Raw genomic sequence first — 14399 nt, 5'->3', positions numbered from 1 at the left:
CCTTTACCGACGGAGCCTTTAGCGCGCGAGGAAGGCGGCGATGGCCGCCTCCACCGCGCGCGGCTTCTCGGCATGGAGCCAGTGGCCCGCACCTTCGATGCCCTGAAAATCCGCGTGGCTGAAAAGCGCGCGGATTGTTTCATGATAGGCGGGGCGCAGGTAATCGGAGGTGCCGCCCGACAGAAACAGTGCCGGCCCGGCAAAGGGGCGCGCCCCGGCGGGCAGCGCGGGCCAATCCAGAATCGCGGGGAGGTTTGCCTCCAGCGCATCAAGGTTGAGCTTCCAGCGCACCGGGTCTGCGCGCAAATCGAGCGATTGCAACAAAAACGCCCGCGTACCAGGATCTTGAACCGTCGCGGCAAGCCGCTTGTCCGCCTCACCCCGTGTTGTCAGATCGTCGATCTTCAAGGCCTTCATCGCAGAGATGAGCCCGCCATGCGCGGCGCCATGGGTGTAGCGCACCGGCGCAATATCGGCCACAACAAGCCGTTCAACGAGCCCGGGCCGGGTCAGCGCGAGCATCATCGCGGCCTTGCCCCCCATCGAATGGCCAAGCACATCACAGGCGCGCCCCTCGGCCGCGATCACCTCGGCAATATCGGCGGCAAGCTCGGGGTAGGTATGGCTCTCGGCCCAAAAACTGTCGCCATGATTGCGCATGTCAAGCGCGAGCACGCGCCGCGCGGCGCTCAGGTGCTTGGCGATCACGCCCCAGTTGCGGCCCGAGCCAAACAGGCCGGGCACGATCACGAGCGGGGGCAGGGCGGTTTCGGGGCCATGGGCGATGACATGCAGCATGCGCGACATTTAGCGCGTGGCGCGGCGCGCGACCAGTGCAGCGTTGCGTGCCTGGCGGCGGACAGCTAGCCTGGGGCGGGGGATGCAGGGGAGAACGAGATGGAGCCGAGAGAGCTTCAGCGGATGTGTGGGCGCGTCTCGCAGCTTCTGGCAGAGCGGCTGGGCGCGCGCGGGCATTCGCTCTCCGAGCGGATCGCAAGCCGCCACCGCAGCCTGCCGCGCAAGGTGCGCCGCGCCGCGCGCCAGATCGCGCAAGCCGAGGCGATGATTGGCGCGCCGCGGCTGGCGCGCCAGCTCGATGAGCAGGCCTTGCGCCAAGCCTATCAGACCTGTGTGACGTATCTTGAGCCGCTCGGGGCGCCGATGCGCTTTGGCCGCCGCCTGCTCGACATCGCCGCCACCGTCGCTTTTGGCTGCGCCGTGATGGCCGGGGTCGCTTTCGCCTTCATTCGCTGAACCGGCCCGAGCCGCCATGAAAAAGGCCCCCGGAGGGGGCCTTTCGTCTTTGAGAGCAGAGGCTCAGAGGTTCGGATAAAGCGGGAACTGGGCGCAGAGCGCGGCCACTTCGGCGCGCACTTCGGCTTCCACCGCGTCATTGCCCTCTTCGCCATTGGCGGCGAGGCCATCGACCACCTTGATGATCATCCGCGCGATCTGGCGGAACTCTTCTTCCTTGAAGCCGCGGGTGGTGCCGGCGGGCGTGCCAAGGCGGATCCCCGAGGTCACGGTCGGCTTTTCCGGGTCGAAGGGGATGCCGTTCTTGTTGCAGGTGATATGGGCGCGACCGAGCGCCTTGTCGGTGGCGTTGCCCTTCACGCCTTTCGGGCGCAGGTCAACAAGCATGACATGGGTATCGGTGCCGCCGGTGACGATGGCGAGCCCGCCCTTGACGAGCTCGTCCGCCAGCGCCTGCGCATTCGCAATCACTTGCTGGGCATAAACCTTGAACTCGGGGCGCAGCGCCTCGCCAAAGGCCACCGCCTTCGCCGCGATCACATGCATGAGCGGGCCGCCCTGAATGCCGGGGAAGATCGCCGAATTGACCTTTTTCGCGATTTCTTCGTTGTTGGTCAGGATCATGCCGCCGCGCGGGCCGCGCAGCGTTTTGTGAGTCGTCGTGGTGGCCACATCGGCATGCGGGAACGGCGAGGGATGCGCGCCGCCGGCCACGAGGCCCGCAAAGTGGGCCATGTCGACCATCAGATAGGCGCCAACGCTGTCGGCAATCTCGCGGAACTTGGCAAAGTCGATCTGACGCGGAATGGCCGAGCCGCCAGCGATGATCAGCTTCGGCTGATGCTCTTTGGCAAGGCGGGCAACCTCGTCATAGTCGATCAGGTTGTCTTGCTGGCGCACGCCATATTGCACCGCGTTGAACCATTTGCCCGACTGGTTCGGCGCCGCGCCGTGGGTCAGGTGGCCGCCCGAGGCGAGGTTCATGCCGAGGATCGTGTCGCCGGGTTTCAAAAGCGCGTTGAACACGCCCTGGTTCGCCTGGCTGCCCGAGTTCGGCTGCACGTTGGCGAAAGAGCAGCCAAAAAGCTGGCACGCGCGGTCGATCGCGAGTTGCTCGGCCACGTCAACATACTGGCAGCCGCCATAGTAGCGTTTGCCCGGATAGCCCTCGGCGTATTTGTTCGTCATCACCGAGCCTTGCGCTTCCATCACCGCCGCGGAGACGATGTTTTCGGAAGCGATCAGCTCGATCTCGTCGCGCTGGCGGCCCAGCTCGTTCCGGATCGCGCCGAACAGCTCGGGGTCACGGGTAGAAAGGCTTTCGGTAAAGAAGCCGGCGTCGCGTTGGGCGGTCATAGGCGTCTCCTGCTGGGGATTGTTGTCGCCCGTTTATCGCAGAATTTGCGGCCCCGAAAGCGCTCAAAACGACGATCGGGCATTTTGGCGCGGCGCATTTGTCGCGCCGGGCGGAGGGCGCGATCCGCTTCAGGATCCGGCCTTGTGTTTCCGCGCCCGGCTTGCGACACCTTGTTGGCCCGCTGCGCCTGCGCCGGGCGAGAGGGGAAGGGGTATGAACCGGCCGAACCACATTCATTTCGCGGCCTCCTCGGCGCCGAGCGCGCAACAGGCCCGTGCAGATCTGACCCGGCGTTACGGTCAGGCCTCCGTCGAGCGGGCGGATGTGATCGTGGCGCTGGGCGGCGATGGCTTCATGCTCCATTGCCTGCATGCCGACCGCGGCTTGCCGGTTTACGGCATGAACCGTGGCTCGGTCGGCTTTTTGATGAATGATTATGCCGCGGAAGATCTGCCTGAACGGCTCGCGGCGGCGGAAGAGGCGCATATCAACCCGCTCGCGATGCGGGCCGAAACCGCCGATGGCGTGCTGCACAAGGCGCTCGCCATCAATGAGGTCTCGCTTCTGCGCGCCGGGCCGCAGGCGGCAAAATTGCAAATCTCGGTCAATGGCCGGGTGCGGATGGAAGAGCTGATCTCGGATGGCGCGATCGTCTCCACCCCCGCAGGCTCGACCGCCTATAACTATTCTGCTCAGGGGCCGATCCTGCCGATCGGTTCGGATGTGCTGGCCCTGACGGCCATCGCCCCGTTCCGGCCACGGCGCTGGCAGGGCGCGATCCTGCCCTCCTCCGCGCTGGTGCGCTTTGATGTGCTCGAACCGGGCAAGCGCCCGGTGATGGCCGATGCCGACAGCCGTGGCGTGAAGCCGGTGCGCTGGGTCGAGGTGTATTCCGAGCCAAAGGTCACGCACCGGATTCTTTTCAACCCCGGCCACGGGCTTGAAGAGCGGCTGATGCGCGAGCAGTTCGCCTGAACGCCCAGCTAGTCTTTCCGCCAGCTTTCAAGCTTGCGGTAAAGCGTGGAGGGCGCAACGCCAAGATCGGCCGCGGCCCGCGGCACGGCGCCCTCGTGGCGTTCCAGCGCGGCCTCGATCGCGGCGCGCTCCAGATCGGCGAGGGTGAGCCCGTCAAAGCCCGCGCTCTCTTCCATGCGCAAATCTCCTTGCGGCAGGCCGTGGTGCGCCGCGCCCGCCTGCAGCGCCTCGGGCAGCATCTCCGGGGTCAGGGTCACGCTTTCCTGCGTTACGGCCACCGCGCGCAGCACATTGCCGAGCTGGCGCACATTGCCCGGCCAGTCATAGGCTTGCAAAAGCGCCATCGCTTCCGGGGCGATCTTGCAAAAGCTGCGCCGCTCAAGCGCGGCAAAGCGGTGCAACAGGCTCTCGGCGAGCACCGGAATATCATCGCGGCAGGCGCGCAACGGCGGCATCGCGAGCGGCACGACCATCAGCCGGTAATAAAGATCCTCGCGCAGCCGCCCGGTGCGCATCGCCTGCTCAAGCGGGATCGAAGAGGTGGCAAGGATGCGCAGGTTGACCCGCCGCGCCGATTCCGCGCCAAGCGGGCGCACGATCCCGCCATGCAGGAACCGCAGAAGTTTCGGCTGCAGCGCAAGCGGCAATTCGCAGATTTCATCGAGCAAAAGCGTGCCGCCGTCGGCCATTTCCGCCGCGCCAAGCCGGTCGGAAATGGCGCCCGCAAAGGCGCCGCGGCGATGGCCGAAAAGCTCTGAATCGAAGCGGTCGGCGGTCATCGCGCCGCAGTCGAGGGCGATGAACGGGCCCTGCGCCCGGTTTGAGAGCCGGTGGATCGCCAGCGCGGCGAGTTCCTTGCCGGAGCCGGTTTCGCCCTCAATGGCAACCGGGGCCATCGAGCGCGCGGCGGCGCGAATGCGGGCGTAGACCGCGCGCATCGGCGGCGATGTTCCCATGAAATCGCCCACCGGTTCGCGCGCCCCGGCTGACTGGGGCGGCAGGGCGCGGTTTGCGGCCCGGCGCGCGGCTTCTACCGCTTCCATCAGCCGGGTCTCGCTGACGGGCTTCACAAGGTAATCGAGCGCGCCGCGGCGGATCGCCGTCACCGTGCGGTCGGTCGAGCGTTCGGCAGCGATCACCACCACCGAAGTCTCCGGCCGCAGCGCAAGCAGATCGACGAGGAGGTCGAGCCCGTCGCGGTCGGGCAGCATCAGATCCAGCAGCACCACCGTCACCGGGTGATGGCGGAAGAGCTCCAGCCCCTCGCCGGCGGTGCCGGTCGCAAGGGTGCGATAGCCGGCGCGGCGCATATGCGCTTCGTAGATCGTGCGCATCGAGGCGGTATCCTCGACGATCAGGATGTCGACCGGATCGAACGGGATCTCCGCGCCGTCATTCGCGGCGGTTTGCGGGAAGGGGCGCGGCGCGGGGCTTGTGGCCAGTTGGGCAGTGCTGTCGCGGGTCATGTCCGCTCTCCGGTCAGGTCTTGCCGTTTGCGGACGACATGGGCGATCAGCCGGTCGATCTGGGCCAGAACCGAACGGCCGATCATGCGTACGGCGGCCAGATCCTTGACCCGGGCGGCGCTTGCGAGATCTTCGGCCAGCGCGCGCAGCGGCCAGGCGCCCAAAGATCCGGCGACCGAGATCAACACATGGGTATCGGCGCAGATCATGGTCGGATTGCCCTCCGACAGCCCGGCCACGAGGCCACGTTCGACCCGGATCAGATCATCGAGCACGCGCGAGAGCAGATTGAGCACGCCGTCCGGCCCTGTGAGCTGCAACAGCGCCTCGAACACCTGCGTGTCGAGAAGCGGCGGCGCGGTCGCCAGTGCGGCTGTCGGATCGGCGGTCTCGGTATTGGAAAGCGCGAGGTTGATCGCCTCGGCGAGCGCGTCGATCGTGTCGATCGGCTTGGAGACCATCGCATCGGCGCCGGCGGCAACGATGGCATCGCGATTGGCCCGCAGCACATAAGCGGTTGCGGCGACAATCGGAATGCCCGCATGCCGCCCGCCGCCGGTGCGCAGCGTTCGCATCAGCTCAAGCCCCGACAGACGGGGCATTTCCACATCGATCACGGCAAGGTCATAGGTGCCCGTTTCCAGCAGCTCAAGTGCCGCAACGCCATCGCCCGCCGTGTGGCATTCGGCCCCGAGCGTGGTCAGCATATGCGCCAGAACCGCCTGATTGAGGGCAGAATCCTCTGCCACCAGCACGCGTTTTCCGCGCAGATCAGGCGGGGCCTGCGCCGTTTGCAACTCGTCGGGAAGCAGGTCGGCAAGCGGGATCGAAAGGCGCGCCTCCGCGCCGCCCTCGGCACGATTGAAGATCTCGAAATCCGCCGCGAGCCGTTGCGCCATCTGCCGCGCAATAAAAAGCCCAAGCCCATGGCCGCCCCGGCCCGGCAAGGCCGTGGAGCCCGCGCCGGGGGGGGCGAGCAGATCGGGGGCAAAGCCCGGCCCTTCGTCCGTGACCGCAAGGCGCAGCCACGCGCCGCCCGGCACGGCGCGCCTGTCGTCCGAGGTGTCGGGGACGCAACTCACGATCAGCCGCACGGTGCCGCGCCGGGAATGCTTGACCGCATTCGAGAGCATGTTGGAGAGCACCCGCTCCAGCGCGATCCGGTCGAGCCGGATCTGCATCGGCACATCGGGCGTGATCGCGATCTGGAAGCCGAGGCCCTTTTCCTGTGCCCGCGCGCTCCAGCGCATCTCGATATCGCAAATCAGCCGGGTCAGTTGCACGGTGTGGCGCAGCGGCCCCAGCGTCTGATCGGTGACGATCTCGATCCCTTCCTCGATCAGCCGCGCCATGTCTTCGCCCGCGGCGCGCATCCGCTCGAGTTGCAGACGGGTTTGCGGATCGAGATCCTGATCGGGCAACAGCCGCAAGCCCGCGAGAATATCCGAGACCGCAGCGCGCAGGTCATGCCCCAAAAGCATCAACCGCCCCAGGCGCGCGGTGTCGCCGGGCTCCGAGGTATCCACCTCTATGCCAGATGTTGACAAGTGTTTGTTCATGGTCGGACCTGATGAAATGATTCCGACAAGCTGGAATCAAATCAAGAGATCCGTGACAGAAATAGTCTAAAAACACAAATTGCCGCACCCGGGCAGACGCATCCCCCAAGCCGCGGCACGTCGCGCGACATCTTTCGCATGGCCTTCAAAAGGGCGTGCAGGCCCCGAAGGGGGCCCGCACCGGGGTTTGCTCAGGCCGCCACGGCGGGGAAGCCCAGCGTTTTCAGCGCGGCCGCAATCTCGTCGAGGATCGCGGGGTCGTCGATTGTCGCGGGCATCTTGAAGGGTTCGCCATCGGCGATCTTCACCATCGTCCCGCGCAAGATCTTGCCGGAGCGCGTTTTCGGCAACCGATCCACCACCACGGCCAGCTTGAACGCCGCCACCGGGCCGATCTGGTCGCGCACAAGGTTGACGCATTCCTTGATCACTTGGGCATGGGCCTTGGCGCAGCCCTTGTTGAGGCACAAAAAGCCCATCGGCAGTTGCCCCTTGAGCTCATCGGCAACACCGATCACCGCGCATTCGGCCACATCCGGGTGCGAGGCCAGCACCTCTTCCATTGCGCCGGTCGAGAGCCGGTGGCCCGCGACGTTGATCACGTCATCGGTGCGCGCCATGATGTAGACATAGCCATCCTCATCCAGATAGCCCGCGTCGCCGGTTTCGTAATAGCCCGGGAAGTGGCTCAGATAGCTCTTCACAAAGCGATCTTCGGCGTTCCACAGCGTCGGCAGGGTGCCGGGCGGCAGCGGCAGCTTGATGGCGATCGAGCCCAGCGTGCCCGCGGGCACCGGGTGGCCGCCCTCATCCAGCACCTGCACGTCATAGCCGGGCATCGCCTTGGTCGGCGAGCCGACCTTGACCGGCAGAAGCTCGATTCCGAGCGGGTTGCCCGCAATCGCCCAGCCGGTTTCGGTTTGCCACCAGTGGTCGATCACCGGCACGCCCAGATGTTCGCGCGCCCAGTTCACCGTATCCGGGTCGGCCCGTTCCCCCGCGAGGAACAGCGCCTGCATCTCGTGGAGCTTGTAGCGCTTGATGTATTCGCCGGTCGGGTCTTCGCGGCGGATCGCGCGGAGCGCGGTCGGCGCGGTGAAGAAGCTCTTGATGCGGTGGTTCTGGATGATGCGCCAGAACACGCCCGGATGCGGCGTGCCGACGGGCTTGCCCTCGAACACGACGGTCGTTGCCCCCACCAGCAGCGGCGCGTAGCAGATGTAGCTGTGGCCGACGACCCAACCCACGTCCGAGGCGGCCCAGAAGCGGTCCCCCGCCTCGATGTTGTAAATCGCCTTCATCGACCAGTTCAGCGCCACAAGATGCCCCGCAGTGGCGCGGACAACGCCCTTGGGGGCGCCGGTGGTGCCGGAAGTATAGAGAATATAGGCGGGGTGATTGCCATCAACCGGCACGCATTCGGCGGGCTTCACGCCATATTGGAAGCCGTGCCACGAAAAGTCCCGGCCTTCGACGAGTTTCGCCACTTCCTGCTCGCGCTGGAAGATGACGCAGAATTCGGGCTTGTGGGTGGCTTGGTCGATCGCGGAATCCAGAAGCGGCTTGTAGTGCACGACGCGGTTCGGTTCGAGCCCGCAGGAGGCCGCGATGATCGCCTTGGGCGTGCAGTCGTCAATCCGCACGGCGAGTTCGTGCGCCGCAAAGCCGCCGAACACGACGGAATGGATCGCGCCGATCCGCGCGCAGGCGAGCATCGCCTCGAGCGCTTCGGGGATCATCGGCATGTAAATGATGACGCGGTCGCCCTTTTCCACGCCGCGCATGCGCAGCGCGCCGGCAAGGCTCGAAACCCGCGCCTGAAGTTCCTTGTAGGTGATCCCCTTGGTCGCATGGGTGATCGGGCTTTCGTGCATGATCGCGATCTGATCGCCCCGGCCCGCCTCGACATGACGGTCGACGGCGTTCCAGCAGGTGTTCACCTTGGCATCGGCAAACCATTCCCCGGCCGGACCTTGCTGGAAGAAAGCTTTCGAAGGCGGCTCGACCCAGTCGATGCCCTTCGCCGCATCCATCCAGAATCCTTCCGGATCCGCTTTCCACGCGCCATAGACCTCATTGTATCCCATGGTATCCTCCCTCCTCACGTGCAAGCTTGTTATTCAGACAGAAAGATTTGTGCAAGATTCTTGCGGCCGCAGCGGCCGGGTTCGGCCAAAAATTTGCAGAACTGGGGCGTATGTTTAGCGCAAACTTTTGCAAAGCTCGGAAAAGTTTTCAGGAGCAGGAGTGGATAGCGGAAATTTGCAAAATTTGTAGAGTTTGCAAAGTTCGCCTGCGTCACGTTGCCCCGAGGGGGCTGCGCCGGGTCTGCGGGGGCGAGTCGGGCGCGAGGGCGGGCTGCGTTGGCCCCCTTGCACCCGCGCCAAGCGCGGCGCAGGATCATGCAGATCATTCGTTTTCGGAGGCTGCCCCATGAGCTTGCTCGACGCCGCGCGCGATGTGCGTGAGAACGCCTATGCGCCCTATTCGCGCTTCAAGGTGGGGGCGGCTGTGCGCGGCGCTTCGGGCACCATCTATCGTGGCGTGAACGTCGAGAATGTCGCTTATCCCGAGGGCACTTGCGCCGAGGCGGGGGCGATTGCGGCGATGGTCGCGGCGGGCGAGACCCGGCTCACCGAAGTTGCCGTGATCGCCGACAGCCCCGCCCCCGTGCCGCCCTGCGGTGGCTGCCGCCAGAAGCTTGCGGAATTCGGCGCAGAAGATGTGCCGGTGGTGCTTGCCACCACGGCGGGCGGGCGGTTCGACACCACGATCGGCGCCTTGCTCCCCGGCCGGTTCGACGCGCGCCACATGGACAACGTGTGATGGGAGCGATCATGGACGCCCGCACGATCATCATGGCGGTGCGCGACGGCAAGGGACTTTCGGCAGAGGCGGCGGGCTGGTTTGCGCGCGGGCTGGCCGATGGCACGGTCTCCGATGCGCAGGCCGGGGCTTTTGCAATGGCGGTGCTGTGCCGCGGCATCGGTCCGGCCGGGCGCGTGGCGCTGACCCGCGCGATGCGCGATTCCGGGCAGGTGCTGGCGTGGGATCTGCCGGGCCCGGTGCTCGACAAGCATTCCACCGGCGGCATCGGCGACTCGGTTTCTTTGATCCTTGCGCCCGCGCTTGCCGCCTGCGGGGTTTATGTGCCGATGATCTCCGGGCGCGGCCTTGGCCATACCGGCGGCACGCTCGACAAGATGGAGACGATCCCGGGCTACAAGGCGCTGGCGGGTGTGGCGACGCTGAAAAAGGTGGTGGGCGAGGTCGGCTGCGCCATCGTTGGCGCCACCGACGAGATCGCCCCCGCCGACCGTCGCCTTTATGGCATCCGGGACATTTCCGGCACGGTCGAGAGCATTGATCTGATCACCGCCTCGATCCTGTCGAAAAAGCTCGCCGCGGGGCTGGGCGCGCTGGTGCTTGACGTGAAGGTCGGCTCGGGCGCGTTCATGGCGCGGATGGAGGATGCCAAGGCCCTGGCCGAGAGCCTTGTGCGCACGGCAAATGGCGCCGGGTGCCACACCTCGGCGCTGATCACCGACATGAGCCAGAGCCTCGGCCATTCGGCGGGCAATGCGCTCGAAGTGCTTGAGGTGATGGAAACGCTCACCGGCTCCGCCGTCAATGAGGCGCTTTGGGATGTGACGGCGGCGCTGGGCGGTGAGGCCCTGCGCCTTGCGGGCAAGGCGGACACGCTCGACGACGGCGCGGAGATGATCGACTCGGCAATCGAATCCGGCCGTGCGGCCGAAAAATTCGGGCAGATGGTGGCGGCGCTGGGCGGGCCTTTCGACTTTGTCGAGCGCTTCCCGGATCGGCTCCCCGCCGCGCCGGTGATCGTGCCCGTGCCCGCCGCGCGCCGTGGGCATGTGGCGCGCGTCGATGCCCGCGCGCTGGGCGAAGCGGTGGTGCATCTGGGCGGCGGGCGGCTTGTTGCCTCTGACCGGATCAATCCTTCGGTCGGCTTGTCCGGGCTGGCCTCGATTGGCGAAGAGGTCGATCCGGGCGAGGTGCTCTGCCTCGTTCATGCCGCGGATGCCAGCCGGGCCGAGCGCGCCGCAGCAATGGTGCGGGCGGCCTATGTGATCTCTGACGATCCGCCCGAAGAGCCGCCGCTCATCCACTGCCGGATCGGCGTGGAGGATCTGAAATGAAGCCCCGCGCCTTTCTGATCGTGCTGGATTCGGTCGGCATCGGCGGCGCGCCGGATGCCGATACGTTTTTCAATGAGGGCGAGCCCGACACGGGCGCCAATACGCTTGCGCATATTGCGGCCGCCTGTGCCGCAGGGCGCGCCGAAGAGGGGCGCACGGGGCCGCTCAGGCTCCCCCATCTCGATGCGCTCGGCCTCGGTGCGGCCTGCGCGCTTGCCTCCGGCATCCGCCCCGCCGGGCTGGGGGCGCAGCCCCATGGCCTCTGGGGCGCCGCCAGCGAAGTTTCGCGCGGGAAGGACACGCCCTCGGGCCACTGGGAGCTTGCGGGCGTGCCGGTGCCGTGGGACTGGCACTATTTCCGCGACACCGAGAACAGCTTTCCCGCCGAGCTTGTCGCTGCGGTCTGCCATGCGGCCGGGACCGAGGGCATCCTTGGCAATTGCCACGCCCCCGGCACCGCGATCATCGAGCGGCTTGGCGCAGAGCATCTCCGCACCGGTTGGCCGATCTGTTACACCTCCGCGGACAGCGTGTTCCAGATTGCCGCGCATGAAGAGGCGTTCGGCCTCGACCGGCTTTTGGATCTGTGCCGCGCCATCGCGCCGCGGCTCCATGCGATGAAGGTGGGCCGTGTCATCGCGCGCCCCTTCACCGGCGCACCCGGCGCCTTCACGCGCACCCCGAACCGGCGCGATTTTGCCATCGAGCCGCCCGCGCCGACGCTTCTGGATTGGGCCGAGGCGGCGGGGCGCACCACCCATGCAATTGGCAAGATTGGAGATATTTTCTCGCATCGCGGCATCACCCATCTGCACAAGGGGCGGGGCGATGCCGATCTGATGGAGCATCTGATCCGGCTTGGCCACGAGGCGGAGCCCGGCAGCCTCACATTCGCCAATTTTGTCGAATTCGACAGCCTTTACGGCCACCGTCGCGATGTCTCGGGCTATGCCCGCGCGCTCGAATGGTTCGACACCGCGCTGGGCCGCTTTCTGCCCACGCTCAAGCGTGGCGATCTGGCGCTCTTCACCGCCGATCACGGCAATGACCCCACCTGGCGCGGCACCGACCACACCCGCGAGCGGGTTCCGGTGCTGGGCCACGGGATCGGCTTGCGCGCCGTGGGGCAGGTGGCCTATGCCGATGTCGGCGCCTCGGTTGCCGCCCATCTGGGCCTCGCCCCCTCCGGCCCCGGCCGCAGCTTTCTTTGAAAGGACACCCCATGGATGAACAGGTTACGGTCGTCGACCACCCGCTCGTGCAGCACAAGCTGACGCTGATGCGCGAGAAAGAGACCTCGACGGCCTCCTTCCGCCAGCTTCTGCGCGAGATCTCGCTTTTGCTCGCCTATGAAGTCACCCGCGGCCTCGACCTGACCACCAAGCGGATCGAAACGCCGCTGTGTGAAATGGATGCGCCGATCCTTGAGGGCAAGAAACTCGCGCTGATCTCGATCTTGCGGGCGGGCAACGGCCTTCTCGACGGGATCCTTGAGCTGATCCCGGCGGCGCGGGTGGGCTTTGTCGGTCTTTACCGCGACCCGGAGACGCTGCAACCGGTGCAATATTACTGCAAGGTGCCCGCCGAGCTTGAAGACCGCACCGTGATCGTGGTCGATCCGATGCTTGCCACCGGCAATTCCTCGGCGGCGGCGGTGCAGCTGATGAAGGACAAGGGCGCGAAGAACATCCGCTTCCTGTGCCTGCTTGCGGCGCCGGAGGGGATCGCGCGGATGCGCGAAGCACACCCCGATGTGCCGATTGTGACGGCGGCGATCGACAGCCACCTCAACGACCATGGCTATATCGTGCCGGGTCTAGGGGATGCGGGCGACCGCATGTTCGGCACCAAATAAGCCATAATTCCGCCGCTTTTCCCTTTACTCGCTCCCCGTCCTGCGGCATTTTTTGCAAAAAGGTCATGGGGGGCGAGATGCGGCGCTATGGGGTGTTTCTGGCCGCGACGGCGCTTGCCGCCGTCTGCGCAGGCTCGGCGGCTTTTGCCGATTTCACACTGAATGGTCCGGCAGAGGTGCCGCCCGCCAGCTACAAGGGCCGGCAATATGTCGACAGCGCGGGCTGCGTGTTCGTGCGCGCGGGCTACGGCGATGTGGTGAACTGGGTGCCGCGTGTGGGCCGCAACCGCCAGCAGCTTTGTGGCTACCAGCCAAGCCTCGGCGCCGATGCGCCGGTGCTCGATGTGGCGCGCTCCGCCCCGCCCGCGCCGCAGCCCGAACCGGCGCCGCAGCCTTCTGCCGCGCCCCGGCAAACCGCCGCGGCTCCGGCGCCCGAACCGGCCCCCGCCGCCAAGGCGGCATCGCCCGCCCCCGGCTCGGTCGCAGCGCTCTTCCCCACGCCCTCGCCTGCGCCCGCGCCGACGATCATTCCGGGCCCCGCTCCGAAAGCGGCGGTGGCAGAGGCGCCCGTGGCGGCCCCCGGTCGCCCCGCATCGCCCTTTGCGCCGACACCGTTTGTCGGCAAGCCGATGGCCACGGTCGCCCTGACCGAAACCCCGCCGCGGATCAACCGCGCGCCGGCGCCTGCGCCGCGCGCCGCAACCGCGCGCCCGGCCGCCCCCGTGGCCTCCCCCGTGGCGGCGCCTGCGCCGGTCGCATCGGCGCCGGGGCGGTATGTTTCGCCCTATGTCGCGGGCGCAACCGGTGCACCTGTGAGCCCGGCCACCAAGGTGCGCTACCACAATCCGATGCCGCTGCCCGGCACGGCCAGCGCTGCGGCGACGATCCTGTCGAGCGAAGTCGTGGCGCCCGGCGCCACCTCCTGCCCGGCGGGGACTGTGAGCGCGCAGCGCTTCCGGCTTTCCGATGGCCGCACCGTGGTGCGCTGCGGCGCGCAAACGACCGATCCGGTGGCCTTCATCAATACCGCCGCGGTGCCGGGGCTGCAGGTCGCGGCTGGGCCGGGCGGATATGTCTCGCCCTATGTCTCGGGCTCGGTCGCCACCGCTCCGATGGTGGGCGGCACAGGTTACGCGATTGGGCCGGTGGTCGCGGGCGCCACGGTTTCCGCGCCGATGTATGGCGGCACGGGCTATGCCGCGAGCGCCCCGCCGATGCCGCGCACGGTGAGCAGCGCGGGCAATCCGCTGGTGCCCGAGGCAGTGCAGGTGCGCAGCCCCACCGGCCAGCTTACCCTCGCGCCGGTGATCGTGCGTTCGAAAGCGGGGCGCACCGGCTACAAGCCCGCTTTTGAGGATGGCCGCCTGAACCCGTTCCGCGGGCCGCGCACGGTGCAGGGCGATGCCGAGCAGGGCGTGCTCTGGACCAATCAGGTGCCCGCCCGCCAGATCACCACCACCACGCCCGACCGGCTGCGGATCGTGCCGCCGGGGGCGGCTGCGGCTGCGCGTGTATCCTCCAAATCCATGTCCGGGACCGGTGCGACATTGGCCCCCGCCGCCGCCCCGCGCTATGTGCAGGTGGGCACGTTCGGCGTTGCGACGAATGCTGCCGCGGCCAAGGCGCGGCTTGCTGCGGCGGGGCTGCCGGTGGCGAGCGCAACAACGGCGCGCGGGCTTTCGGTGGTTCTGGCCGGCCCCTTCGCGGATGCGCGCTCCGCCCTTGCGACCGTGCGCGCGGCGGGGTTTGGCGCGGTGATCTTGCGCCGCTGAT

12 protein-coding genes are annotated in these 14399 nt (G+C 67.1%); 7 read left to right on the top strand and 5 right to left on the bottom strand.

The genetic code is table 11. The features are described from left to right. Nucleotides 1-18: 18 nt before the first annotated feature. Complete coding sequence (locus ACFSM0_RS10250; RefSeq protein ID WP_377389994.1) at nt 19-798, bottom strand: alpha/beta fold hydrolase; 780 nt, start codon at nt 796-798, stop codon at nt 19-21. Between the two features lie 99 nt (nt 799-897). Here ACFSM0_RS10250 and ACFSM0_RS10245 point away from each other — a divergent pair, with 99 nt between their 5' ends. Then, complete coding sequence (locus ACFSM0_RS10245) at nt 898-1254, top strand: hypothetical protein (RefSeq protein WP_377389993.1); 357 nt, start codon at nt 898-900, stop codon at nt 1252-1254. 63 nt (nt 1255-1317) lie between these two features. Here ACFSM0_RS10245 and glyA read toward each other — a convergent pair whose 3' ends face one another. Next, on the bottom strand, nt 1318-2610 hold the full coding sequence (gene glyA / locus ACFSM0_RS10240; RefSeq protein ID WP_377389991.1) for a serine hydroxymethyltransferase: 1293 nt from the start codon (nt 2608-2610) through the stop codon (nt 1318-1320). A gap of 214 nt (nt 2611-2824) precedes the next feature. On the opposite strand from glyA, the gene ACFSM0_RS10235 reads away from it, so the two are divergent. Continuing rightward, the gene (locus tag ACFSM0_RS10235) at nt 2825-3586 is read left to right on the top strand and encodes an NAD kinase (protein ID WP_377389989.1); all 762 of its coding nucleotides are present in this window, start codon (nt 2825-2827) and stop codon (nt 3584-3586) included. An 8-nt stretch (nt 3587-3594) separates the two neighbouring features. On the opposite strand, the gene ACFSM0_RS10230 is transcribed toward ACFSM0_RS10235, so the two are convergent. The 3 genes from ACFSM0_RS10230 to ACFSM0_RS10220 all read right to left on the bottom strand — a co-directional run bounded on the left by ACFSM0_RS10230 (nt 3595) and on the right by ACFSM0_RS10220 (nt 8698). Continuing rightward, nucleotides 3595-5052, bottom strand: a complete 1458-nt coding sequence (locus ACFSM0_RS10230) for a sigma-54-dependent transcriptional regulator (protein WP_377389987.1) — start codon at nt 5050-5052, stop codon at nt 3595-3597. Next, the gene (locus ACFSM0_RS10225) at nt 5049-6611 is read right to left on the bottom strand and encodes a response regulator (protein ID WP_377389985.1); all 1563 of its coding nucleotides are present in this window, start codon (nt 6609-6611) and stop codon (nt 5049-5051) included. Before ACFSM0_RS10225 ends, ACFSM0_RS10230 begins: the two co-directional genes overlap by 4 nt. A gap of 191 nt (nt 6612-6802) precedes the next feature. Then, nucleotides 6803-8698, bottom strand: coding sequence for a propionyl-CoA synthetase (locus ACFSM0_RS10220; protein ID WP_377389983.1), 1896 nt, complete (start codon nt 8696-8698; stop codon nt 6803-6805). Between the two features lie 346 nt (nt 8699-9044). Here ACFSM0_RS10220 and ACFSM0_RS10215 point away from each other — a divergent pair, with 346 nt between their 5' ends. The 5 genes from ACFSM0_RS10215 (at nt 9045) to ACFSM0_RS10195 (ending at nt 14398) form a co-directional block, all read left to right on the top strand. Continuing rightward, the gene (locus ACFSM0_RS10215) at nt 9045-9437 is read left to right on the top strand and encodes a cytidine deaminase (protein WP_377389981.1); all 393 of its coding nucleotides are present in this window, start codon (nt 9045-9047) and stop codon (nt 9435-9437) included. A gap of 11 nt (nt 9438-9448) precedes the next feature. After that, nucleotides 9449-10771, top strand: coding sequence for a thymidine phosphorylase (locus ACFSM0_RS10210; protein WP_377389979.1), 1323 nt, complete (start codon nt 9449-9451; stop codon nt 10769-10771). Then, on the top strand, nt 10768-11982 hold the full coding sequence (locus ACFSM0_RS10205) for a phosphopentomutase (RefSeq protein WP_377389977.1): 1215 nt from the start codon (nt 10768-10770) through the stop codon (nt 11980-11982). The genes ACFSM0_RS10210 and ACFSM0_RS10205 overlap by 4 nt, the downstream gene beginning before the upstream one ends. Before the next feature lie 11 nt (nt 11983-11993). Continuing rightward, complete coding sequence (gene upp, locus ACFSM0_RS10200; RefSeq protein ID WP_377389975.1) at nt 11994-12626, top strand: uracil phosphoribosyltransferase; 633 nt, start codon at nt 11994-11996, stop codon at nt 12624-12626. Nucleotides 12627-12703: 77 nt separating this feature from the next. Continuing rightward, a complete protein-coding gene (locus ACFSM0_RS10195; RefSeq protein ID WP_377389973.1) occupies nt 12704-14398 on the top strand; it encodes an SPOR domain-containing protein in 1695 nt (564 codons plus the stop codon). Nucleotide 14399: the final 1 nt, after the last annotated feature.

Source organism: Rhodobacter lacus, from assembly GCF_042683065.1.
Taxonomy (GTDB): Bacteria; Pseudomonadota; Alphaproteobacteria; order Rhodobacterales; family Rhodobacteraceae; genus Rhodobacter; species Rhodobacter lacus.
This window is presented reverse-complemented; position numbering and strand designations above follow the sequence as displayed.

What these genes read in the sequence shown, in the direction of transcription:
- ACFSM0_RS10250 (WP_377389994.1), bottom strand. Translation starts at nt 798, where the DNA reads ATGCTGCATGTCATCGCCCATGGCCCCGAAACCGCCCTGCCCCCGCTC.
- ACFSM0_RS10215 (WP_377389981.1), top strand. Translation starts at nt 9,045, where the DNA reads ATGAGCTTGCTCGACGCCGCGCGCGATGTGCGTGAGAACGCCTATGCG.
- glyA (WP_377389991.1), bottom strand. Translation starts at nt 2,610, where the DNA reads ATGACCGCCCAACGCGACGCCGGCTTCTTTACCGAAAGCCTTTCTACC.
- ACFSM0_RS10210 (WP_377389979.1), top strand. Translation starts at nt 9,449, where the DNA reads ATGGACGCCCGCACGATCATCATGGCGGTGCGCGACGGCAAGGGACTT.
- ACFSM0_RS10230 (WP_377389987.1), bottom strand. Translation starts at nt 5,052, where the DNA reads ATGACCCGCGACAGCACTGCCCAACTGGCCACAAGCCCCGCGCCGCGC.
- ACFSM0_RS10245 (WP_377389993.1), top strand. Translation starts at nt 898, where the DNA reads ATGGAGCCGAGAGAGCTTCAGCGGATGTGTGGGCGCGTCTCGCAGCTT.
- ACFSM0_RS10235 (WP_377389989.1), top strand. Translation starts at nt 2,825, where the DNA reads ATGAACCGGCCGAACCACATTCATTTCGCGGCCTCCTCGGCGCCGAGC.
- ACFSM0_RS10195 (WP_377389973.1), top strand. Translation starts at nt 12,704, where the DNA reads ATGCGGCGCTATGGGGTGTTTCTGGCCGCGACGGCGCTTGCCGCCGTC.
- upp (WP_377389975.1), top strand. Translation starts at nt 11,994, where the DNA reads ATGGATGAACAGGTTACGGTCGTCGACCACCCGCTCGTGCAGCACAAG.
- ACFSM0_RS10205 (WP_377389977.1), top strand. Translation starts at nt 10,768, where the DNA reads ATGAAGCCCCGCGCCTTTCTGATCGTGCTGGATTCGGTCGGCATCGGC.
- ACFSM0_RS10225 (WP_377389985.1), bottom strand. Translation starts at nt 6,611, where the DNA reads ATGAACAAACACTTGTCAACATCTGGCATAGAGGTGGATACCTCGGAG.
- ACFSM0_RS10220 (WP_377389983.1), bottom strand. Translation starts at nt 8,698, where the DNA reads ATGGGATACAATGAGGTCTATGGCGCGTGGAAAGCGGATCCGGAAGGA.